Here is a 23,303-nt window from a genome sequence, read left to right on the forward strand (position 1 = left end):
TAATTAACATAAAAAATAAAAATTTTTTGATTAATAAGAAGGATATCAATAAAAAAAGTCGAATTCTGTATATTGAGTGATTGACAAATTTAGAATATAGTGTAGAATAGAAATGTTAACACAAAAAATTACACCAGAAGGTGATAATATGAATGATATAAAAGACGTTATCGAAGAAATAAAAGCTAGATGTGATATAGCAAGTATAATATCTGAATATATGAATATAAAACAATCTGGAGCTAATTATAAAGGATTATGTCCATTTCATGGAGAAAAAACTCCATCTTTTTATATAAATACATCAAAACAAATTTATAAGTGTTTTGGCTGTGGTGAAGGTGGAGATGTGATAAATTTTGTCATGAAAATGGAAAATTTAGATTTTATGGATGCTGTAAAAATTTTAGCAAATAAATGTGGTATAGAAATTAATACCAACATGAATGAAGAAACTAGAATGAAAATAGAGAAATCTAAAAAGTTTCAAGATATTCATACAGAAGCTGCTAGATTTTATCTTTCAAACTTATTGGGAAGTAAAAATCTTGGGTATGAATATTTAAGGATTAGAGGATTAGATGATAAAATAATTAAAAAATTTGGTCTAGGATTTTCTTTGGATTCATGGAATTCTCTTATGAATGCTCTTATTAATAAAGGGTATACAAAACAAGATTTATTGGAGTGCGGTCTAATTGCAAGAAATAGAGATGGAACTAATTGCTATGATAAATTTAGAAATAGAGTTATGTTTCCTATATTTGATTATAGAGGAAATATAATTGGATTTGGAGGAAGAGTACTAGATGATTCTTTACCAAAATACTTAAATTCTCCAGACACATTAATTTTTAATAAAAAACAAAACTTATATGGACTAAACTTTGCTAGAAAAAATTTAGATAATAAAACTATAGTCTTAGTTGAAGGATATATGGATTTAATTTCACTTTATCAGTATGGTATAAGAAATGTAGTAGCAACCCTTGGAACAGCCTTGACTGAACAACAAGGTATTTTAATAAAAAGATATGCGGATACTGCTATTATATCTTATGACTCTGATGAAGCTGGAATAAAAGCGACTTTAAGAGCTATAGATATACTTATTAAATTAGGTATTACTGTAAAAGTTTTGGATTTGAAAGACTCTAAAGACCCAGATGAATTTGTAAGAAAGTACGGACTTAGTGATTATAAAAAGGCAATGGATGTTTCTACTCACTACATAAAATATAAAATAGATCATCTTAAAAAAGAATTCAATATTCAAAAAGATGAAGAACGAGTGAAGTTTGCAAAAGAAGCTTCTAAGATTATAAAACAATTGACAAGTCCTGTAGAAATTGATTTTTATACAAAATATCTAAGTAATCAAATAGATATTAATGTCGAGTCTATAAAAAGGGAAGTGTATGGTAAAAACTACAATAAGCCATATAATAATAAAAACCAGAAAAAGATAGAAGAAAAAGTAATTGAAAAAGTCGAAGTTAGACAAGATGGAAAACAATTAGTTGAAGAAACTCTAATAAAAATAATGTTAGAAGACAAAAAAATTAGAGAAATAGCTCTACTTAAAGTAGAAGAAAGTGATTTTTTATTGAATGAAAGTAAAGAAATTTTAAATTACATGATTAAAAATCAAGAATTGGACAAAATAACTATTGACAAATTGAAAAGTTTAAACATATCCGAAGAATACTTAAAAGAATTAAATTCAATTTCTTTGAATAGTATAAACTTAGAGAACACAAAAGAAATAGAAGGAATAATAACAAATATCAGAAAGAACTCATTAGAAGAACAAATTAATAACTTGTTGAAAGAACAACAGGAATTAGAAAATAATAATGATATGAAAGAGGTAGATGGTAAAGTTATGGAAATTGCTTTAAAAATAGTTGAGATAAATAAAATTTTAAAAAGCTTGTAGAGAAAGGAGGTTTGAGTGTGGAAAATAAGTCGAATAAAAAAGAGTTAAAAAAAGTTACCGCTAAGACACTAATAGAAAAAGGAAAAAAGCAAGGTTCATTGACGCTTGCAGAAATAATGGAAGCTTTTTCTGAAACTGAACTTGATAAGGATCAGGTAGAAAATCTTTATGAAACTTTAGGTAATTTGGGAATAGAAATAACAGAAACAAAGAACTATAAAGCTGATATAGACTTTTCGGCTACTGATGACGATTTAAATATGAGCCACATAGATGAAGATGCAGAAGTAATTTCACATGAGGACTCTTCTGCAATAGAAATAGAAACTGTGGATTTATCTTTACCAAAAGGGATAAGTATAGACGACCCTGTTAGAATGTACTTAAAAGAAATAGGAAAAATTCCTCTACTTAAGCCACATGAAGAGGTAGAATTTGCTAGAAGAATGCATGAAGGTGATGAGATAGCAAAGCAAAGATTAGTTGAAGCGAACTTAAGACTAGTTGTAAGTATAGCAAAAAGATATGTAGGTAGAGGTATGCTTTTCTTAGACTTAATACAAGAAGGAAATTTAGGTCTTATAAAAGCTGTTGAAAAATTTGACTATACAAAGGGCTATAAGTTTAGTACTTATGCAACATGGTGGATAAGACAAGCTATAACACGTGCTATAGCAGACCAAGCGAGAACTATAAGAATACCAGTGCATATGGTAGAGACTATAAATAAATTAATAAGAGTATCAAGACAACTACTTCAAGAACTTGGAAGAGACCCAAAACCAGAAGAAATTGCAAAAGAAATGGAAATGACAGAAGATAAAGTAAGAGAGATAATGAAAATAGCTCAAGACCCAGTGTCTTTAGAAACTCCAATAGGAGAAGAAGAGGACAGTCATTTAGGAGATTTTATTCCAGATGATGATGCACCAGCTCCAGCTGAGGCAGCAGCATATTCTTTACTTAAAGAACAAATAGAAGATGTACTTGGATCATTAAATGATAGAGAGCAAAAGGTATTAAAGCTTAGATTTGGTCTTGAGGATGGAAGAGCTAGAACTCTTGAAGAAGTTGGAAAAGAGTTTGATGTAACTAGAGAAAGAATAAGACAAATAGAAGCAAAAGCACTAAGAAAATTAAGACATCCAAGTAGATCAAAAAAACTTAGAGATTATTTAGATTAAAAAGATACATCATTAATGTTTTTGCAATAAAGGCCATGGGATAAGTGATATCTCATGGCTATTTTGTGGTAGAGATTTTATATTATTTTTTATCTTGGTTTTAGTTTAAAATCAAGAACAAATAAAAAGATTGAAAGGAGATATATCTTTGAAACTAACAGATAGATTATTAAAAATAGCATCATTGGTGTCAGATGGTAAAAAGATAGCTGATATAGGAACGGACCATGGATACATACCAGTTTATTTGCTAAAGGAGGAAAGAGTTCCATTTGCAGTGTTGGCAGATGTTAATAAAGGACCTCTTGACAATGCACGAAAAGAGGTCATACAGAACAATCTTTTAGAGAAAGTCGATTTACGATTGGGTTCTGGCATAGAGGTACTAGAAATAGGTGAAGTTGAAGAAGTAATAATTGCTGGTATGGGAGGTATATTGATAAGTGAGCTTCTAGAAGCTAAAAAAGAAGTAGCACATAGTATAGAAAAATTGATATTACAGCCTATGCAGGCACAAGAAGAGCTTAGACGCTATCTTCTGAATAACGGATATGAAATTTTAACAGAGGTTTTAGTGAGAGAAGATTTTAGGATATATGAAATAATAGTTGCCAAATATACAGGTAAAAATACTATAATAGAAGATGAGATACAGTTTGAAGTTGGAATAAAACTTTTAGAAAATAAAGATTCTCTTTTTTATGACTTTGTAGAAAAAAAAATAAAAACATATAGTGCTATAGTTAATCAACTAGAAGATAAACATGGAGAAGAAATAGATAGGAAGAGAGAAGAAAGTAAGATAGCAATAAGAAAACTTGAAAATTTAATAAAATAAATAGGAGGTAAATATGTTACTGAAGAGTCTTACTAGAAAAATTGAAAAAAAGTATCCTCTAAGCTTAGCTGAAGATTGGGATAATGTAGGTCTTATAGTTGGAGATTTTGATATGGATGTAAAGAAGATTCTGGTATCCTTAGAAGCCAATGAAAATGTAATCAATGAAGCTATATCTCAAAATGTTGATTTAATTGTTACACATCATCCTTTTATATTTGGAAAAATTAATAAGATTAATAGCGCGGACTTAAAAGGTAGACTTATACAAAAACTCATTAAAAATGATATAGCCCTTTATTCTATGCATACCAATTTTGACATAGCATTTGATGGTCTAAATGATTATTTCATGGAAATTATGGAATTTAATAACTCAAAAGTTTTAGATGTCACTGAAAATGAGACTTTATACAAACTTGCAGTATATGTTCCATGTAATTATTCAGAAGTGTTGAGAAAGGCACTAAGTAATTCAGGAGCAGGCCATATAGGAAATTATAGTAACTGTACATTTTCGATAGAAGGAGAAGGTCAATTTAAGCCATTAAAAGGCTCAAATCCGTTTCTTGGAAGTATAAATGATATAGAAAGTGTAAATGAGGTTAAAATTGAAACTGTAGTACCACAGAAGCGTTTAGGTGGAGTGATAAGTTCTATGATAGATGCACATCCTTATGAAGAAGTTGCTTATGATTTGTACAAGCTAGAAAACAAAGGAAAAACATTTGGATTAGGTAGAATAAGTAAACTTGATGAAAGTACAACATTAGAAAATCTTTCTAATAAAATAAAAGAAAAATTAAATATGAAGCATATAAGGGTAGTTGGAAGTCTTAATACCGAGATAACAAAAATTGCTGTTGTAACAGGAGCTGGTTCTGAGTTTGTGAAAAAGGCTAAGAGACAAGGCGCAGATGTTCTAATAACTGGTGATGTAAAATATCATGAGGCACAAGATGCACTTGATATGGGAATATGTATAGTAGATTGTGGACATTTTGATACAGAAGATATATTTAAACATGTTATGAAGAGATTTTTGGATGAATTTGAAGAGATTGAAACAATAAAAAGTAATGTATATTTAAATCCATTTAGTATCATTTAATGGTACTTGATAATAAAAGCACTATATAGAAAATAAATTTGATTTTGATTAGGGGGATAAAAATGAAAGTAGCAGTGATTTTTCATAGCGTTTGTGGAAGTACATATTTATTAGCAAGGGAGTATAAAAAGGTACTTGAAGAAATGAATATAGAGGTAGATATATTTAAAGTAAGTGATGAGGTTGCAAAAACACTTCCTCAGTACTATTTGATAAATTCAAAGGAACATAAAGATGAATTTGAAAGTATAAATGTAATTAAATCTGGAAAAGAATTACTAGATTATGATGCAATATTTATGGGTTCACCAACATATTATGGAAATGTATCTGGTCAAATGAAGATGTTTATGGACAGTTTTTCTGATGTATGGGTAGGAGCACCTTTAAGTGGAAAAATATTTGGTTGTTTTGCTACTGCAGGTTCACAACATGGAGGAGGAGAACTAGCTTTACAATCAATGAATATATTTGCTCAACATATGGGGATGACGCTTTTATCAGTTCCATGTACAGTAAGAGGAGGTCATCCAGCATATGGAATACTTCATATAGCAGGAGATAACTCTGATATAAGACCAAGTGATGATGTTAAGTTTGGTATAAGAGATTATCTAAACAGTCTTAGTATATATAAAAAATAGATATATTTTCAGCAATGGTTTAACCTTACAATTCATTTTATACTTGGACAGATATTATAATCTAAATAAGAGCTAATTAGAGTTTCATTAGACTAAAAAGATGTGGTGCGAAGGTTGTTTTATATAATAGGAGGATAGCAAAATGCGCTTTGAGAGGCTAAGAACATATGAAGATAAATTGTATTTAGAGGCAATAAAGTTATACAATGTAAGTTTTCCTTTTCATGAACAGAGAAACCCATCTTTACAAGCAGAAATTATGGGTCATGAAGAATATCAATTTAACTTAATTTATGATGAAAACGACATGGTTGGTATCATTTTATGCTGGGAAACAGAGAATTTTATTTACGTGGAACATTTCTGTATCAATCCTGAAATGCGCAATAAAAAGTATGGAAAAAGAGCTTTGGAGCTGTTAAACCAGCGAGGCAAAACTGTTATTCTAGAAATCGACCCTCCCATTAATAAAATTTCCATCAAGCGACAAGGTTTTTATGAGAGGGTTGGATATAAGGTAAATGATTTTGAATATATTCACCCACCATACCATGAAGAATGCAATGGACATCAGTTAATTTTGATGTCTTATCCAGAAACATTGACAAAAGTTGAGTATGGTAATTTCAATCAGTATTTAAGAAGAACAGTAATGGGGTTATGATTCAGAGTAGGTATAATTTATATGTGCCTTATTGAGATATTTTACGAAACATCATTTTTGCTGTTTTTAAAAATGGCAAGCATGAAAGAGTGGTATATACCAGCCCATTCTTGCCAATCATATTTTCATGCAAGTCAAGAATAAGGAAAACACCAAAACTCGTATAAACACTACATTTTTATGAGTTGTTGGTGTTTTCTATATTTTTAACTCAGTTTTCTTTGCTTACTCATAATAACGAGTGCCAAATCTTATATCAGTTTTTAATGCCATTTTCTCTCAGATATACTTTTGATGTCATTGTTCAATTTTAATACATAGATGTTCATTGTCGATATTCTCTTATTCTTCAAACAAGCTATATGGAACTTGTAAAGTTCTGCATAGTAAATTTATAATTAAAAGCATCTGTTTTTCTTTGCTTAATTCAGCAAATGATTTATCATGTAATAATCCACTGATACCTTTTAGTACAAATGGCGCAAGCCATTTAGACTCACTTAAGTCTTTTTTATCTGCTAATCTGAGTATTTCAATAATCATTGTCCTAAAAGAGGGCAGAATTGCTTCTAAGGTTAAGCTGTGAATAGATGATAAAACTGACCAATGAATAGCTCCATCAGATAATTTCGAAAATTCATCCATTCCGCTGTCATAGCATTCTATAAGTTGTTCCAATCTCATTCGTGGGGAAATCTTATCGGATTTCTGACTCATCAGTTTAGAAGTTCGCTCTCCTTGCATTTTCATGAAGAGTCTTAAGGCTTCATCAAATAATTCTTGTTTGGAAGAAAAGTAATGGTAGAACATTCCAACTTCTCCACCAACCTCATTTAATATCATGCGAATAGAGGTGCTTTCATAACCGTTTTTTAGAAACAACTGTAAAGCGCATTTAAGTATTTCTTCTCTTTTACCACCTTCTAAAATAGGTTTTCGTGCCATTTATTTAATCCTCCCTTAAACAGAATGGTGTTTTGCTTAAAGAATATCACAATGTATAAATAACGTCAATAATAAAAAGAATAATGTTCTTATAATTATTATTTGTGGATGAGTAATATGTTCAATTTTACCTAGTGCTATGATATATGTACTCATATCCAAAAGGAAAAATAAACAATAAAATATAAATATGAATACAGAAAGTCAAAGAAAAAGAAGGCTAAAGTCTTCAATTTTTTATGTTTTAATCTCTAAAATCAACATTAGTAAATCCTGTTAGCGAAATGTCAATTTGATTTTTTCTCGTACCATTCTTATATTCAAATCCTTTATTCATCTTAGTAAAATAGTCTGGATAATTAATTAGACCATATTTAAGAAATTCTTTATCTGTTGCGGATAGAGAAATAGTGCTATTTTTGTATTGATTTTTTGAAGTAAATTCTATACTTGAATCTTTTGAAGTAACATTTATTGCATCAATACAATTTTCGGGTAAATCATAACTAAAGCTACCATCAAGCACATTTACATCCATATTGCATTTTATATTTGGAATATGGAGTTGAACATAGCTAGAATTGCCCATTTTAGCTGTTTTTCCTGATATAGATACAACCCATTTTCCGTTTTGTTCTATCATTTTAATATTGTAGTATTGGTTGTTGTAATTTGCTATTATTTTGTTGGATGAGGTTGGTAGTATTTCTACTCCTCCATTGCAGATGTCTAAAGAAACATTAAGGTTTTGTGCATTGTGAGGTAAGCTATCACTGCTTTTTTGTGAGTCTGCACCTACCTTGGAATTAGCAGAGGTATTGAAATTTCCTCTATTGCTGATATCACTATCACCATGTACTTGTGATGATGTATGGATTTCTAAAGCTGTTGCTCCTGTTGATAATATAGTTATTATTAAAAATGTAATGAGGAGTAAAAACTTTGGTTTTTTCTTGAATTTCATAATTATTTTCAACCTCTCTTTCAATAATTACTTACTTTTTTTGATAGTTTTAATGGCAAAAAAATTCTGTAATTTATGTTGATATTTGACATATATGACTGTATTATTTTCAAGTTTTTATATGGGTATGGAAAAATTTATGTCAGCTTGGATACAAGTAACTTTGTGTTGTATCTACATAGGTATTGAGGAAGTTTCTTAAAGTGTTTTGAGCATTTTCAATTAATAAAAATAATGATAAATAAATATATTTAAAGTGACCATACATATAGCCACTTTATTATATCGTATTAGATTATTATAAACGAGAAGCTTTACCAGAAATATGGTCTATTTCTATTTTAACTACAGTTGTCAAATTTATATCTTTTTCTATGTACTTCATACCTTCTTCAATAAAGCCCTTAGAATATTTTTTTATTATTTCTATAAGAGCATTTTTCTTTTCCTCATTGTCTACTGTTGAAGCTTTTCCAAATACTACAGCGCTAGCATATGTAGTACTAAATTTATCTGGAAGAACACTTTCATTAGCTACTACTAAGAAAGAAACCTTGTTATTTGCTGAGATATTATCTAATTTATGTCCACTTCTTGCACAATGAAAATATACAGAATCATTAAAGTATACATAATTTACAGCAACTCCATAAGGATAGCCATTTTCACTTATAGTAGAAAAAGTACCAAATTCACCATTTTTTAATACTTCTATAGTATCTTCTTTTGTCATTTCTCTCTTTTTTAATCTCATTTCTCTAAACATAATATCATCCTTCCTAATTCAATATTTAAATAAAAGTTTAAAGCATTTATAAAAATTATTCTACACTTTTTGTAAATTTTAAATAAAATAAAAAATACAGTTGACAATTATAAAAATTTAGAATATTATAATAGCAACAGCAAATTAAAAATCCTATGACAAGGAAGAGTAATTATGTTTAGCTTCAACATAGAGAGCTGAGGATGGTGGAATCTTAGCAAGAAGGAATATAGTGAATGGACCTTAGAGGAATAAATTGAAATCATATTTTTATGAGAGTAGACTTTATCGTCAGTCGCACGTTACAGCGAATAGGGTATGTAAGTACTTGATAATGAGATATATAAGAATTAAGTTTTAAGCTTATTTTTTATATAATTTAGGTGGCAACGCGGATAATCTCCGTCCTATTGATTTAGGACGGAGTTTTTTATTTTGCAAAAACTATTAATAAAGAAATTATATAATTTAAAATAAAAGGTGGTGAGAGAGATGTTATGAACTTCTAAAGCTAAAGAGAATGATATGGAAAATTGGAACGAAAATGAAATAAATATTAAACAAATTAGGGGGAAATATTACAATGAAAACAAATACAAAAAAATTAACTTTAAATGCAATACTTTTAGCTATGGGATTATTGATACATCAACTTACACCTGCTATAGGACTTCCAATGCAACCAGATATATCACTAGCAATGATGTTTATAATAATGATACTAAATAAGGATGATTATAAGATTTGTTTGGTAGCAGGAATTGTAACAGGAATATTTGCAGCATTAACAACTAAATTCCCAGGTGGTCAGATTCCAAATATACTTGATAAAACTATTACAATAAATATAATGTTCATGATAATGTATATAATTTATAAATTACCATTTATGAAAAAATTGAACAGTAAAAAACAAGATTTAATAGCTGCAACAATAATATTCCCAGTAGGTACAGTTATAAGTGGAACTCTATTTTTACTAGTTGCTCAAGCTATAGTAGGTCTTCCTGGAGGTTCATTCACAGCGTTATTTATGGTAGCAGTGGTACCAGCAATATTGATAAACTTAATAGCTGGTATGTTATTATTTAAAGTAGTAAGTATCTCTATAAGAAGAATAAGTTATCAAGGATAAGATTATATTTTATAAGCATATGACAAAAATAAATAATAAATTAATAAAGAGGTATTAAGTTAAATGTAATCTTAATACCTCTTTTTAAATTAAATTATAACAATATCAAAGACCTATTTTATATGTGGTAAGGAGAGAGTAGTGAGTGTATCCTTAGAGTCTCAACTAGACAACAAAATTTATCTAATAAGCAAACAATTAATGCTTCTTTGTATCTAGGAGGTCTAACAGTAAGTGGCCACATATGTTTTAAAATAATGTCTGTTTCTTTTTCATTTATTTGAAAGAATAAATTTGCGTTTTTTAGTGCTTCTTTAGGATGAGTAAAACCATGTAATCCCTTTCTATCACCTTTATAATGCCAGTCATAAAGAAAAAAATCATGCAGTAGAGCCCCTCTAATAACGCTTTGAATTTCAACATTTAAATGCAATTTTTTACATAATAGATAACTATAATATGCTACTGATAAACTATGTTCAAGACATGAAACATTGCCATGATGAGGAAATGTTCTCATAAGTTGTACTTTTTCAGATGAAAGTATCTCAGAAGCGCAATCATTAAAGTATTTAATTTCAGTTTTTGACAACATTATGCAAATCTCCATTCCTAGTAATATATAAATACTATATTTCAATGATAATATGAAATATTTCTTATCTTACAAAATATAATACCCAATAATACAAGTAAGATACCTTTTATGGTATTTAAAGTAAAAGAGATTTTATAACACTAAAAAGTGAAAAAATTAAAAATATAGCTATAAGAATATATAATATCTTTCCAATCGGATTTCCCAAATTTATAGTCCATCCTATGCCAAATCTTTTATCAACCATAAATGATGGGTCGTTTGGATTATTATATATAATACCTCCTATCCAGTACTTTTCATCATTATCTGGAGTATAAGAAGAATTGGATTTTAAATTTGGAGAATTAATATATGTTACCATTAAATAAATTATAACTAAAAGCATTATTATATTTATAACAGTTAATAAATTTGGATTTGTTTTTAATGATAAAAAAACGATAAAGAATTGTACTATCATCATAATCATCAATATAAAAAACAAATAACCAATTTTATTTAGATATTTAATGTTTTTAGTTTTACTTTCTTCAATTTTATTTGTATCTACTTTAATTCTCGCTTTTATAGCTCCAATAGAAGTTATATATAATAAAATCATTATACAAAACTCAAGACCTATTAATTTAAACACACCAAGATAGGATTTTTTCATAAATCCATCAGGTTTTCCTGTTATAGTAGAGTGCGTAGTAATTAAATCTGGTAATTGATTATAGTTAAGCAATATAAAAATACTTATTCCAAAAGTAAGTAATACTGGTATTAAATACAATATCTTAAATTTTTTTATTATTTTATTTTTTTCATTTATAAAATCCATATCTATTACCAATTTTGAGTCTGCACTTATCTGACTTAATTCAGTGAAAAACTTGGATTTAGTCATTTTAACTTCTTTATGAATATAGATATATAATATACTTTCATATAGTAAAAACCCTATAATACTAATAGAATAAGAAAATTCTATTTTATCAAACATAAAAACTAGAGCTAAAACTAAAATAAAAATCACAATGAATCCTATAGATAAAAGTTTTTTAAATTTTTTATCAAGTATTATAAAATCAGGATAGTTTCTATGTTCTTGGTTTATAGAAACACCATAAATGTGATTTTTGCCAATAAGATGTGGCATAAAATAAAAAGTAGCATACATCAAAATTAAGGTTGAAAATATTGTAAATAAACATTCAATCTTATTCATAGTATTTCACCTCATACTTATCAAATAGATTTTTACTTAACGTCAAGAACTCTTCTTTATTGATACCTGATAAATAAGATTTTGCTACTAAAAGTTCTAAATCAATTCTATTTTTTTGGCGAGTTGAATTTTCTGTTTCCATTGGAAGTTGAGCTACAATTGCACCTTTTCGCCTATCAATATTTAAAAATCCTTCTTCTTTTAGTTCATTATAAGACTTATTTACAGTATGTAGATTTACACCAATATTTTCAGCCATACTTCTTACAGATGGAAGTGATTCATTTATTTTTAATTCTCCTGAAGCTATAGCTTTAGTTATCTCTTCTTTAATTTGTACATAAATAGACTTATCACTATTAAAATCTAAATTTAAAATCATAAAAAACCTCCATAATATCGTTATAAATAAAAATACTTGTTATATATATAGTATAACACAAAAAACATTATCAAGTACAAAATATAAATTTATATTCTACAAGATGATTTATATTATTTGTAAAAATTGTAATTTAAAAATAACATAATTTTTATCAAAATAATACAGATACTATCTATAAATAGAAATCAGAAAGGAGAAAAAATATGTTAACATATTTAATTAAAAGACAAATGAATAAAAAAGATGATGGAATGAGTAAGCCAATGATGTTTGCAGGAGCCGTGATTACAGGAGTGGGTGCATATGCAACTTATAGGATGATAAAAAACATTAAATCTAAATCTCAAATGTCTCAAATGATTGATACAGAGTATTATGGAAATAATCAATACAATGACTATAAATATGATGAGTTTGGTTATGAATGTGATTGTAGTGATAAAAAACAAGATTATGAATATGAAGAATTAAAAAAAAAAGTAAGAGAATTTAATTCAAGAAGAATAAATTGTGAAAATTGTCCACATGTTTCTCAAGAAGAAATGATGCATTATGTAAATAGTGTTAAAAATAATAAAAAAGACATTGATTTACATGAAGATGACAAAAAAAATAATATTTATAAAGAAGAAGAATATAAAAAATATGAGGAAGAATAAAGTAAGCTTTAAATAGTTAAACAGATGAGAATACCAGTTTATATAAAATTAAATATCTAAAATGTGAGTTGTAGCTTAACTTGAGAAAAATCTATACTATTTTCAAAATAGTTAAGTGTCAACTTGCATTTTTATTTTTATGTTTTTTAGTAATTGTTTGTGACTATTTTGTAATTCTAAATATATTTTAGTATCTAAAACAATTGTGTATAATAAAAGTTGTATATGTAAATAGTTTAAAATTAAAATGTTAAGAAGGGAAATAGTTATGTTAAAGTTATTGATAGTTGAGGATGACAGTACTATCTCTTTTGGAATAAAGTATGCATTGGAGCAAGAGGGATTTAGTGTAGATATATCAAAGGATTTATCAAGTGGAAAAGAAATGATATCTTCTAATGAATATAGTATGGTACTACTGGATGTAATGTTACCAGATGGAACAGGATATGAATTTTGTGAGTATGTAAGAAAGTTTTCTCAGATTCCTATAATATTTTTAACTGCTTATGATGAAGAAGTAAACATTGTACTGGGTCTTGATATAGGTGGAGATGACTATATAACAAAACCTTTTAGAATTAGAGAATTAATATCGAGAATAAAAGCTGTTTTAAGAAGAAAAGGTGACGCTACAGAAGAAAATAAAAAGATACTTAAATATAGAGATTTAAATATATATACATTAGAAGCTAGAGTATATAAAAATAACAAAGAAATATTTCTGACATCTGTTGAATATAAGCTTCTTTTAATTCTTATACAGAATAAAAATACAGTTTTGAGTAGAACTCAAATACTAGAAAAGCTTTGGGATGTAACTTATGATTTTGTTAGTGATAATACTTTAACTGTTTATATAAAAAGACTTAGAGAAAAAATAGGAGATGACTTATGTAAACCAATTTACATAGAAACTGTAAGAGGACTAGGTTATAAATGGATAGGAAGTGAAAATAATGTTTCTATATAATCCTGAAGTAAAGAATTTTTTTAGTAAATATATTATTTTAATGTTGATGATAATTCTTATATCAACTGGATTTAGTGTAATCAATATAAATACAACTAAAAATATGATTGTAAAAAATAATCAAGCTATAATAGGAACCTTAGTTAACAAGTATCCAAAACTAGAAAGTGATATCGTAGATATAATAACACAAGGAAAGTCCATGCAAAATGTAGAATTTGGTGAGAAAATATTAAGTAAGTATAACTATGACAAAACTATTAGAATAAATTCTGAGCCTCTTACTTCCAAATTACTTTCAAACACTATAAAAATAAATATAATCTTAGTTTGTATAATTTTTATGATGATATTTATGTTGATACTTAAATATTTTAGAACTATGTATAATGATTTATCAGATATGACTAAGTATGTTTACTATAGTTCAGAAGGAAAAGAATTTGATATGAAAAATAGAAATCAAGAAGGGCAGATAGGTCTTTTAAAAACAGAGCTATTGAAGATGACAACAATTCTTAATGAAAAAGTTGAACTTTTAAATTCAGAAAAAATATTTTTAAATAATACAATTTCAGATATATCACATCAGTTAAAAACTCCTATGACTTCCTTAATCATACTAAGCGATTTATTATATAATGATGTACCATATGAAGTGAAAATAGATTTTTTAGACAAGATAAAAAATCAACTAAATCGTATGGACTGGTTGATTAAAAGTATGCTTAAATTATCAAAAGTAGAAGCTAAAGTTATAAAGTTTAAGAGAGAAAAAATAAAGTTTAGTGAACTTATACATAGAGCAATCCAACCAATGAAAATACCTATGGAGATTAAAAACCAAAAGTTAAGTATAGAAGGCAATGGTAATGTATCTTATGTTGGTGATATTGATTGGTCAGTTGAGGCTTTAGTAAATATAATAAAAAATTGTATAGAACATACTCCTGAGTTTGGAAATATAAGTATAATTTACAAAGAAAATCCATTATTTTCAGAGTTAATAATAAAAGATGATGGTGAAGGTATAGATAAAAAAGATATACCACATATTTTTAAACGTTTCTATAGAGGGAAAAGTAGTTCAAAAGAGGATAGTGTAGGTATAGGGCTTGCAATGGCAAAATCCATAATAGAAAGCCAAAATGGAGATATTTATGTAAATAGTGAAAAAGGTAAAGGAACTGAATTTCATATAGCATTTCATAAGATATATGATGATAATAGTGACTAATCTGTAATATTTAATTCACTTTATAGTAATAGCTTGAGTCTAATATATGAAGTATAGAATATAAATATTGGAGGTAGTTATGGAAATTTTAAGAGTAGAAAATCTGACTAAAAGTTATGGTAAAAATGAAACAAAAGTCGATGCAATAAAAAATGTAAGCTTGTCTATAGAAAAAGGTGAGTTTATAGCAATAACAGGTCCAAGCGGAAGTGGAAAGAGTACATTATTACATTTATTAGGAGGTGTTGATAGACCTACTAGTGGTAAGGTTTATATAAATGATGTAGATATATATAATCTAAAAACTAAGGATTTGGCAATCTTTAGAAGAAGAAATATAGGTCTTATATATCAATTCTATAATCTGATTCCAGTTTTAAATGTCAAAGAAAATATATTACTTCCAGCAGAGCTTGATAATAGAAAGATTGATAAAGAATACTTGAATGATTTGATGAAAACATTGGGTCTAAGCAATAGAGAAAATCATCTTCCTAATCAATTATCAGGAGGTCAACAACAAAGAACATCTATAGGACGTGCCTTAATTAATAGACCATCTATAGTATTAGCAGATGAACCAACAGGTAATCTAGATAGCAAAAACTCAAAAGAAATACTAGAGTTATTAAAATTATCAGTGAAAAAATATAATCAAACATTAATAATGATAACTCATGACAAAAATATAGCACTTCAGGCGGATAGAATTATAGGCATAGAAGATGGAATTATAAAAAGTGATGAGGTGATATAAATGAATCTATATACATCTCTAACTGTTAGATATTTAAAACAAAATAAAAGACGAACTATTGTAACTATAATTGGAATAATACTTTCCACTGCTCTAATTTGTGGTATAGGTAACATATTTGAAAGTTTTATGGATTATCAAATAAGAGAAACCATAAAAAATGATGGGAGTTTTCATGCTAAATTCTACAATGTAAACAAAAAAAATATAGACTATGCAACAAAATCGGCTGAAATAAAAAGTTATGCACTTACTAATCAACTTGGATACTCTAGAATAGAAGATACTGTAAATGGTATATTAAGCGTTAAGCAATATGATAAAAATGCTATGGAAGGATATAGAGTTTCTATAAAAGAAGGTAGATTTCCAGATAAAGATGGAGAAATTATTTTAAGTGAAAACATAGTTAATCTTATGGAGAAAAAGCTAAAAATAGGAGATAAGATAACCTTAAAAGTAGGTGATATGTTTGATAGTAATAACAAAAAAATTGATGATATGAGTGTATTTCATGAAGGTGATTATATTGCCAATGAAAAAGAAAAGACATTTAAAATTGTAGGTATAATCAAAAGGCCAGGATTTGAACTCACTGACCAAGTTGCTACTGGTTTAACTTACTTTAATCCTATAGATAATAATAAAGAGACAGTGAATATATCAATAACAGCAAAAAATCCTAAAGATATATATGAAATAACAAGAAAAATAAGTAATAATATATATACAAATAAAGATAAAGCATCAAACTCTGAAATGATAAAATACAATGAACATTTATTGAGATTACAAGGAGCTAGTAAGTATGCAAATATAAATAGTTCTATAAAAGCTATAATTACTATGGTAACTATTTTAGTAATTATATGTACAATTGCTACAGTATATAATTCTTTTAGTATTTCTATAACTGAACGAAAAAAGCAGTTTGGAATATTAAATTCTATAGGAGCTACTACTAATCAAATTAAAAGATTAGTTTTTATTGAAGGTATTATAATTAGCTGTATTGGAATACCAATAGGACTATTGTCTGGAACAGTAGCTATAGATTTAGTATTTAAAGCTATAAATAAATATCTTACAGAATCAGTTGTATCACAGATGGGTTTACAAATAGTATATAATCCATTAATAATAATTATCAGTATAATAATTGTTTTACTTACAATTTTTATATCAATTCTCCTACCTGCAATAACAGCCTCTAATATTTCTCCTCTTAGTGTAATAAGGAGTAGTGGAGATTACAAAGTAGGTAAGGTTAAAAATTCGAAACTTATTAAATTAGTTTTTGGAACAGAAGGTGTACTTGCATATAAAAGTGTAAGAAGAAATAGAAAGAAATTTATTGTGACACTTTTTTCTTTAATAGTAAGTATAGTAATATTTATATCTTTTAGCGGATTTATGGCGAATTTCTTAAAAGGTGAAGAAATCAGAAATTCTCAAAGAAACTACGATTTATATTTAAGTTCAAGACAAATATCTAAGTCTATGGATGATACTATAAATAAACTAAAAAATATATCTGGAATAAAAAACTTTGAAGTAGCTGTAGGAGAGTATATTTCTATAGGAGTAGATAAGGATAAAATAAATAAATCTAAAGAAAATCTAATTAAGGATTATTATCAACAACGTAAGGTTGGAGATAGTTATGTATATGAGTTTAACAACAACGAACTAATTTTTCCTGGAGAAACTGCAATACAAAATAAAACAAAAAACTTAATAAAAGGCTCTTTTGATAAAGAAAGAGCGATTAAAGAAAATGGAGTGATATTTGTTAGAAAAAGTTACTTTGAATCAAAGGGTAAGAAAGGCGTAATAGAGTTAACTAATTACAAAGTTGGAGATACTGTAACTTGTGAATATACTGGCGAAAATGATTCAAAGAAAAAAGTAAACATAAAAATTCTTGGTATAACAGATGAAAAACGTCTAGGAATGGGTTATCAAAATATGGGATTGCAATTTTTAACTTATGATGAGGTTGCTGAAAATATGGATTTAAAGTTAGAGAAAGGTATTGTCTTTATTGACTCAGGGGGAAGTGCTCAGACTAGGAAGAGTATAGAGTCTTTGGCTAAGAAAAATAATGTCAATTTTCATGATGAAAATACAAGTGACAAAAGTGAAAAGCAAAATTTAAAAGCTATTAAAGTTTTTGTATATGGGTTTATAGTAGTGATATCTCTAGTAAGTGTTACAAATATACTAAATACAATAAGTACAAGTATAAATCTAAGAAAAAGAGAACTAGCAATAATACAATCAATAGGTGTTACTCCTGTAGGTTTTAGAAAAATGATATACTTAGAAAGTTTTATCTATGGTATTTTATCTTTATTGTTTGGCGTACCAATTGGTATTGGGTTGATATTAATTATGAATAAATTAGTTTCAGGTGTAATTGAGTTTTCTACAGTTATACCATGGACAGCAATTGGCATATGCATAGTTAGTGTTTTTATAATAACCTTTATAGCAGCATATATACCTATGAATAAATTAAATAAGGAGAATATAATAGATAATATAAGAAAGGAAAGTATATAAAATACTATAAAAATAATTTATAGATATGTAAAATATTATTAAAATCGTTTAATTGGTATAAACTATAATTATGCTGATTAAACGGTTTTTATTTATATAAGAAATCTAATAAATAAATTGCTAGAGGTATTTAATTATTTAGAAAGAATTGGTATTATATAAAGTAGGAGTTTAGATAATAAAGAAAGATATTTGATTATATTGGAAAACAAAAGAAAAAGAAGGTGATTACTATTTCTCATATAACTGCTAAAAACATGTATAAAAGCTTAGAGGAAAGAATAAATAAATTTCCACAGGGTGCTCCACCCTCCGATACATTATATAAAATACTAAATGTACTTTTTACAGAACAAGAGGCAAAATTAGTGGCACAACTTCCAATAAAGCCTTTTAGAGTAAAAACAGCAGCTAAAATTTGGAGTATAAGTGAAAGTGAAGCATATAGGGTGCTAGATAAGCTAGCTAGCAGGGCACTAATACTAGATATAGAAGATAAAAAAGGTAAAAAATATATAATGCCTCCTCCAATGGCTGGTTTTTTTGAGTTTGCCATGATGAGAACAAGACACGATATAGACCAAAAACTTTTATCAGAACTTTACTATCAGTATATGAATGTAGAAGAAGATTTTATTAAAGATTTATTTTATTCAACAGAAACAAAACTTGGAAGAGTTTACGTTCAAGAAGAAGTATTGACTAATGATAATGAAGTAAGTATTTTAGATTATGAAAGAGCTACTCATATAATTGATGAATCGACTCATATAGGTATAAGCATGTGTTATTGTAGACATAGAATGCAACACGTTGGAAAAGCCTGTGATGCTCCTATGGATATATGTATGACATTTGACAATGTAGCTAATTCTTTAATAAACAATAAATTTGCAAGACGTGTAGATAAAGTAGAATGTAAGGAATTACTTCATCAAGCATATGAACATAATTTAGTTCAATGTGGAGAAAATGTTCGAAAAGGAGTTACATTTATATGTAATTGTTGTGGTTGCTGTTGTGAGGCGCTAGTAGCAGCAAAAAGATTTGGAAATCTTCACCCAGTACAAACAACTAGTTTTATACCAAATATAAACCATGAAAGTTGTGTAAAGTGTGGTAAATGTATATCTGCATGTCCAATAGATGCAATAAGTAAAGTAAAAGAAAATGATAAAGAATATATAAAAGTTGATGAGGATAGATGTCTAGGTTGTGGCGTTTGTGTTAGAAATTGTCACAAAAATAGTATTATGCTATTAAAGAGAGATGAAAAAATAATAACTCCTGCAAATTCAGTACATAGAGCAGTTCTCATGGCAATCGAGAAAGGGCAATTACAAAATCTAATTTTTGATAATAATGCCTTAGCTAGTCATAGAGCTATGGGAGCGATACTATCAGCTATATTAAAACTTGAACCAGCTAAAAAAGCTTTGGCTAGTAAGCAGCTAAAGTCAGTATACTTAGATAAATTACTAAGTATGAATGATAAATAAAGATTAATTTTATAATTGTAATAAAAACGGGCTATATTCAAATAAAATTATTTGAATATAGCCCGTTTTAAAATATTAAGCTATTTCTTTAATTTGTTTAAATGAATTTTCATTTCCATTTCCACCAATTTGTGTTACTGATTTAAATCTCATAGTTTTAAATAGTTCTTTTTGACTATAGTCTAGTAAATTTCCTACTAGTATTACAGGAGATTTAGTTTTTCCAGCTAAAACCCCAACAGATAAACCATCTATTAAATCATCTTGTTTATTGATTCCATTTTTAGCTACATATAGGTTATTTATATTAGAATCCTTGTAGAACTCTTTTATTACTTTTGCATTTGTTTCATTTCTAGTACTACCTGATATTCTTTGTGGATTTTTAAGTTTGTTTTCTATATTTTTAGAAACTGTGTATTCTCCACCTATTATATAAGATTTATCTATTTTTTTATCTTTGAATAAATTATTTATTTCAGTTATATTACTATTTTCATTAGTAAGTATTATAGGCATATCATTTTGAGCTGATGCTGCACCAATACTTACTGCATCTGCTAATCCTTTTTCACCGTTAACTACTGATATTTTTGATACATTACTAATTCCTTTTAATTCTTTAGCAAGATTTAGAGAAGTCTCATATCTATCATTTCCTGAAATTCTAGATACAGACATATTATCTGACTTTATAGTATCTAAAGATTTTTCGTTTACAGAAGCTTCACCACCGATTACATATACATTTTTAACTTTTAATCTCTTTAATTCAGCTAAAGTTTTTTCATTTATTTGAGAGCTTCCAGTTAGCAATATAGGAGCATCTTTTTTATATGCAAATGGTGTTGCAGCTAAAGCATCTGCAATTGCAGAATCATTTATTAAAACGGCATTTTCAGCATTTTCCCAACCTGCTTGGCTTATCTTAATAGAAGTTTCATATCTATCAGTTCCTGTTAATGCATTTGCATTTACTTCATCTTGGTATGTAACTTCAAATTTGGCATTTGGACTTCCTAAGAAAGCTATTACGCCTCCTTTTGGCAATCTAACTCTATTATTCTTTGTCACTAAAGAGTAATTTACAGGAGTTCCTTTATCATCATAAACTGCAAAAGATGAATTTTGAGGAAGATTAACTTCTATTTTTTTATTTGCTATATCATCGCCAATTTTGTACCATTTTGCATACCCCTTTGAATCTATTTGATATGTAAAAGATTTTTCTGATGATAAATTAGTTAGGGAATCTTCACTTACATATGTTTGTGTTGCAAATTTTAGGTATTCTGTACCATTTTCTTTATACAGTTTGATATCACTCAAATCACGACCCATTACACCAGGTATTTCTATAAAAGCATTTGAATTATTCTCATCTATTATTTTAGTATTAGCTAAAAAACCTGGAGTTTTATCAGAAACACCAAGAATTGCTTTAACAGAACCAAGCATATAGTGTTGAGAACTATATTTTTCATCCACTATATAGTAGCCTTTTTCACCTCTTTTTTCCCATGCTTCTTTGACACTATCTGATATATCATTGTCATCTACCTTTTGAGCTACGTAGTATAAACTTGCTGTCTGACCTAATCCAGGAACATCATCATAAGAGCTCATATTTAAATATGTGATATTATTTTTTTCTTTTACAAATTTTAGGCAACTATTACCTTTTTCAGATACAAATCTATCTTGACCTATGTATACATATTTATCTTCAGGTCCATTTTCTATGTATGGAGAAGATACTGTTAGAGTACCATTATCATTAACATCGATTTTTAGCATATTTGAAGAAGCATAAAGTCCACTATTTTCTTTTAAGTAACTTGGCATTTTGACTTGTTGTGGCTTACTAAATGTTTTATCAGGTTTTATTTCTTTAATTTTACCTTTTTCTTTTAATGCAGATAGTAAAAGTTCTTGACCGATTACTTCGTTAAGTTGACTACTTCCACCAGAAGAAACAACTGCAACTGCCATATTTTCATCTGGAAGCACTGTAAGATTACTATGGAATAATAAAGAATCTCCACCTTTTGTAAGTGCTTTTAGATTATATTGATTAAATGGATAAGTGTTGACACAATCCCATCCTAAACCATATCCAAGGATAGAGTCTTCTCCCTCAGGCCATAGACCATTTAAATATTCTTTATTTTCCATAGCTTTTACTGAAGCAGGAGAAAGAATTCCATTTGATTTTTTCATAAATGTTTGTGCAAATGTACATAGATTTTCTGCACTTGAATATAAGCCACCCATACCTATAGTATTAAAGTTATCTTGTGGAACTGCATCTTCCCAATAAGGTACATAGGCTTTTGCAAGTTTTGAACTATCAAAGCTATTTTCTGGAGTTTTTGTGTTTTGTAAGTTAAGTGGATTATTTATGTACTTATCAAGAAAATTAGTAAATGACATACCAGATACTTTCTCTACTAAAATTTCAGCTAAAGTAAATCCATCATTACAATAAACGGAAAAAGCTCCTGGCTTAGCTTTTAATCTTTGTTTCTTTAATTCTTCCAAGAAATTATCATGGCTATAAGAATCATTGTCTCCTAATAAAAGGGCATTTTTTAAACTTCCTCCCATTAACCCTGATGAATGATTTAATAACATTCTTGGAGTAATTTCTTTATATCTATCATCAGCCATCTTAAATTCAGGTATATATTTTACAACAGGAGTATCTAAATTTACTTTTCCCTGTTCAACCAACTTCATAACAGCTGTAGTAGTAAATACTTTACTGATAGAGGCAATATTATACATATTATCCTTAGTTAAATTTTTATTATCTTGTTTGCTGTATACTCCACCATTTCCAGAAATCTCAATTTTACCATTATCAATTAGAGCATATTGAGCGCTTACAGCACCATATTTAGATAGTAAAGTTTGAATTTTCTCTTTAGCAAGAGCTCTAGTTTTTGTGTAAGACTCCGAACCTTTACTATAATCATTTAACTCTATATCAGAGCTTTGATACTTATCAGAGATGTTTTTTGTGTCATTATCAGCAAAAGTAATACTTGGAGTAGCAGTAAATAACATACTAAGTACCAATGTGCTAGATAATAACTTACATAATCTTTGCTTAAACATATTAAATTACCTCTTTTCCCTTTTAATAATTATAATTAGCATAACATTCTTAATTATTTTAATCAACAGATTATTGTTCAAGAAAAGTGTATTTATAATAAGTATAC

General features: G+C 27.7%; 20 protein-coding genes and 1 other annotated feature. Of the genes, 13 read left to right on the top strand and 7 right to left on the bottom strand.

Annotated elements, in window-relative coordinates; all coding sequences use genetic code 11:
- Positions 1 to 148 precede the first annotated feature (148 nt).
- The 6 genes from dnaG (at position 149) to IC218_RS02010 (ending at position 6,380) form a co-directional block, all read left to right on the top strand.
- Positions 149 to 1,939 carry a DNA primase gene (gene dnaG / locus IC218_RS01985; protein WP_227823712.1) on the top strand — a complete coding sequence of 597 codons (1,791 nt, stop codon included), beginning with the start codon at positions 149 to 151 and terminating at the stop codon, positions 1,937 to 1,939.
- A 17-nt stretch (positions 1,940 to 1,956) separates the two neighbouring features.
- Complete coding sequence (gene rpoD, locus IC218_RS01990) at positions 1,957 to 3,123, top strand: RNA polymerase sigma factor RpoD (RefSeq protein WP_227432810.1); 1,167 nt, start codon at positions 1,957 to 1,959, stop codon at positions 3,121 to 3,123.
- A 148-nt stretch (positions 3,124 to 3,271) separates the two neighbouring features.
- The gene (locus tag IC218_RS01995) at positions 3,272 to 3,961 is read left to right on the top strand and encodes a tRNA (adenine(22)-N(1))-methyltransferase (protein ID WP_227823713.1); all 690 of its coding nucleotides are present in this window, start codon (positions 3,272 to 3,274) and stop codon (positions 3,959 to 3,961) included.
- A 13-nt stretch (positions 3,962 to 3,974) separates the two neighbouring features.
- Positions 3,975 to 5,072, top strand: a complete 1,098-nt coding sequence (locus IC218_RS02000; RefSeq protein ID WP_227823714.1) for a Nif3-like dinuclear metal center hexameric protein — start codon at positions 3,975 to 3,977, stop codon at positions 5,070 to 5,072.
- Between the two features lie 62 nt (positions 5,073 to 5,134).
- Positions 5,135 to 5,716, top strand: coding sequence for a flavodoxin family protein (locus IC218_RS02005; protein ID WP_227432814.1), 582 nt, complete (start codon positions 5,135 to 5,137; stop codon positions 5,714 to 5,716).
- 142 nt (positions 5,717 to 5,858) lie between these two features.
- A complete protein-coding gene (locus IC218_RS02010) occupies positions 5,859 to 6,380 on the top strand; it encodes a GNAT family N-acetyltransferase (protein ID WP_227823715.1) in 522 nt (173 codons plus the stop codon).
- Between the two features lie 342 nt (positions 6,381 to 6,722).
- Here the strand turns inward: IC218_RS02010 and IC218_RS02015 are convergent, their stop codons facing one another.
- The 3 genes from IC218_RS02015 to IC218_RS02025 form a co-directional block, all read right to left on the bottom strand.
- Positions 6,723 to 7,325 carry a TetR/AcrR family transcriptional regulator gene (locus IC218_RS02015; RefSeq protein WP_227432817.1) on the bottom strand — a complete coding sequence of 201 codons (603 nt, stop codon included), beginning with the start codon at positions 7,323 to 7,325 and terminating at the stop codon, positions 6,723 to 6,725.
- Positions 7,326 to 7,569: 244 nt separating this feature from the next.
- A complete protein-coding gene (locus IC218_RS02020; RefSeq protein ID WP_227432818.1) occupies positions 7,570 to 8,289 on the bottom strand; it encodes a hypothetical protein in 720 nt (239 codons plus the stop codon).
- 298 nt (positions 8,290 to 8,587) lie between these two features.
- Entirely contained in the window at positions 8,588 to 9,055 is a 468-nt protein-coding gene (locus IC218_RS02025; RefSeq protein WP_227432820.1) for a pyridoxamine 5'-phosphate oxidase family protein, read from the bottom strand.
- Between the two features lie 146 nt (positions 9,056 to 9,201).
- Positions 9,202 to 9,468 (top strand) — a binding site (T-box leader).
- Positions 9,469 to 9,638: 170 nt separating this feature from the next.
- Here IC218_RS02025 and IC218_RS02030 point away from each other — a divergent pair.
- Positions 9,639 to 10,190 carry a tryptophan transporter gene (locus tag IC218_RS02030; RefSeq protein WP_227432821.1) on the top strand — a complete coding sequence of 184 codons (552 nt, stop codon included), beginning with the start codon at positions 9,639 to 9,641 and terminating at the stop codon, positions 10,188 to 10,190.
- Positions 10,191 to 10,308: 118 nt separating this feature from the next.
- Here the strand turns inward: IC218_RS02030 and IC218_RS02035 are convergent, their stop codons facing one another.
- From IC218_RS02035 to IC218_RS02045, 3 genes are all read right to left on the bottom strand, one after another.
- On the bottom strand, positions 10,309 to 10,785 hold the full coding sequence (locus IC218_RS02035) for an HD domain-containing protein (RefSeq protein WP_227432822.1): 477 nt from the start codon (positions 10,783 to 10,785) through the stop codon (positions 10,309 to 10,311).
- 118 nt (positions 10,786 to 10,903) lie between these two features.
- Positions 10,904 to 12,001 (bottom strand): DUF5808 domain-containing protein, encoded by a 1,098-nt coding sequence (locus IC218_RS02040; RefSeq protein ID WP_227482312.1) that lies wholly within the window; start codon positions 11,999 to 12,001, stop codon positions 10,904 to 10,906.
- A complete protein-coding gene (locus IC218_RS02045; protein WP_227432825.1) occupies positions 11,994 to 12,383 on the bottom strand; it encodes a GntR family transcriptional regulator in 390 nt (129 codons plus the stop codon). Before IC218_RS02045 ends, IC218_RS02040 begins: the two co-directional genes overlap by 8 nt.
- A 206-nt stretch (positions 12,384 to 12,589) precedes the next feature.
- Here IC218_RS02045 and IC218_RS02050 point away from each other — a divergent pair, with 206 nt between their 5' ends.
- The 6 genes from IC218_RS02050 to IC218_RS02075 all read left to right on the top strand — a co-directional run bounded on the left by IC218_RS02050 (position 12,590) and on the right by IC218_RS02075 (position 20,076).
- Entirely contained in the window at positions 12,590 to 13,045 is a 456-nt protein-coding gene (locus IC218_RS02050) for a hypothetical protein (RefSeq protein ID WP_227823716.1), read from the top strand.
- 268 nt (positions 13,046 to 13,313) lie between these two features.
- Entirely contained in the window at positions 13,314 to 14,018 is a 705-nt protein-coding gene (locus IC218_RS02055) for a response regulator transcription factor (RefSeq protein ID WP_227823717.1), read from the top strand.
- Entirely contained in the window at positions 14,005 to 15,255 is a 1,251-nt protein-coding gene (locus tag IC218_RS02060; protein ID WP_227823718.1) for a sensor histidine kinase, read from the top strand. Before IC218_RS02055 ends, IC218_RS02060 begins: the two co-directional genes overlap by 14 nt.
- A gap of 79 nt (positions 15,256 to 15,334) precedes the next feature.
- Positions 15,335 to 16,012, top strand: coding sequence for an ABC transporter ATP-binding protein (locus IC218_RS02065; protein ID WP_227432830.1), 678 nt, complete (start codon positions 15,335 to 15,337; stop codon positions 16,010 to 16,012).
- Positions 16,013 to 18,577, top strand: a complete 2,565-nt coding sequence (locus IC218_RS02070) for an ABC transporter permease (protein ID WP_227432832.1) — start codon at positions 16,013 to 16,015, stop codon at positions 18,575 to 18,577.
- A 224-nt stretch (positions 18,578 to 18,801) separates the two neighbouring features.
- Entirely contained in the window at positions 18,802 to 20,076 is a 1,275-nt protein-coding gene (locus IC218_RS02075) for a 4Fe-4S dicluster-binding protein (RefSeq protein ID WP_227482316.1), read from the top strand.
- A 75-nt stretch (positions 20,077 to 20,151) separates the two neighbouring features.
- Here the strand turns inward: IC218_RS02075 and IC218_RS02080 are convergent, their stop codons facing one another.
- On the bottom strand, positions 20,152 to 23,196 hold the full coding sequence (locus tag IC218_RS02080) for a serine hydrolase (RefSeq protein WP_227823719.1): 3,045 nt from the start codon (positions 23,194 to 23,196) through the stop codon (positions 20,152 to 20,154).
- Between the last annotated feature and the right edge of the window lie 107 nt (positions 23,197 to 23,303).

Source organism: Clostridioides sp. ES-S-0005-03, from assembly GCF_020658455.1.
In the GTDB taxonomy this organism is placed as follows: domain Bacteria; phylum Bacillota; class Clostridia; order Peptostreptococcales; family Peptostreptococcaceae; genus Clostridioides.

Excerpts from the sequence above, each read along its gene's own strand:
- IC218_RS02010 (WP_227823715.1), top strand. The coding sequence starts at position 5,859 with ATGCGCTTTGAGAGGCTAAGAACATATGAAGATAAATTGTATTTAGAG.
- IC218_RS02035 (WP_227432822.1), bottom strand. The coding sequence starts at position 10,785 with ATGTTGTCAAAAACTGAAATTAAATACTTTAATGATTGCGCTTCTGAG.
- IC218_RS02080 (WP_227823719.1), bottom strand. The coding sequence starts at position 23,196 with ATGTTTAAGCAAAGATTATGTAAGTTATTATCTAGCACATTGGTACTT.
- IC218_RS02000 (WP_227823714.1), top strand. The coding sequence starts at position 3,975 with ATGTTACTGAAGAGTCTTACTAGAAAAATTGAAAAAAAGTATCCTCTA.
- IC218_RS02065 (WP_227432830.1), top strand. The coding sequence starts at position 15,335 with ATGGAAATTTTAAGAGTAGAAAATCTGACTAAAAGTTATGGTAAAAAT.
- IC218_RS02025 (WP_227432820.1), bottom strand. The coding sequence starts at position 9,055 with ATGTTTAGAGAAATGAGATTAAAAAAGAGAGAAATGACAAAAGAAGAT.
- IC218_RS02020 (WP_227432818.1), bottom strand. The coding sequence starts at position 8,289 with ATGAAATTCAAGAAAAAACCAAAGTTTTTACTCCTCATTACATTTTTA.
- IC218_RS02005 (WP_227432814.1), top strand. The coding sequence starts at position 5,135 with ATGAAAGTAGCAGTGATTTTTCATAGCGTTTGTGGAAGTACATATTTA.
- IC218_RS02055 (WP_227823717.1), top strand. The coding sequence starts at position 13,314 with ATGTTAAAGTTATTGATAGTTGAGGATGACAGTACTATCTCTTTTGGA.
- IC218_RS02070 (WP_227432832.1), top strand. The coding sequence starts at position 16,013 with ATGAATCTATATACATCTCTAACTGTTAGATATTTAAAACAAAATAAA.
- IC218_RS02015 (WP_227432817.1), bottom strand. The coding sequence starts at position 7,325 with ATGGCACGAAAACCTATTTTAGAAGGTGGTAAAAGAGAAGAAATACTT.
- dnaG (WP_227823712.1), top strand. The coding sequence starts at position 149 with ATGAATGATATAAAAGACGTTATCGAAGAAATAAAAGCTAGATGTGAT.
- IC218_RS02060 (WP_227823718.1), top strand. The coding sequence starts at position 14,005 with ATGTTTCTATATAATCCTGAAGTAAAGAATTTTTTTAGTAAATATATT.
- IC218_RS02045 (WP_227432825.1), bottom strand. The coding sequence starts at position 12,383 with ATGATTTTAAATTTAGATTTTAATAGTGATAAGTCTATTTATGTACAA.
- IC218_RS02050 (WP_227823716.1), top strand. The coding sequence starts at position 12,590 with ATGTTAACATATTTAATTAAAAGACAAATGAATAAAAAAGATGATGGA.
- IC218_RS02030 (WP_227432821.1), top strand. The coding sequence starts at position 9,639 with ATGAAAACAAATACAAAAAAATTAACTTTAAATGCAATACTTTTAGCT.
- IC218_RS02040 (WP_227482312.1), bottom strand. The coding sequence starts at position 12,001 with ATGAATAAGATTGAATGTTTATTTACAATATTTTCAACCTTAATTTTG.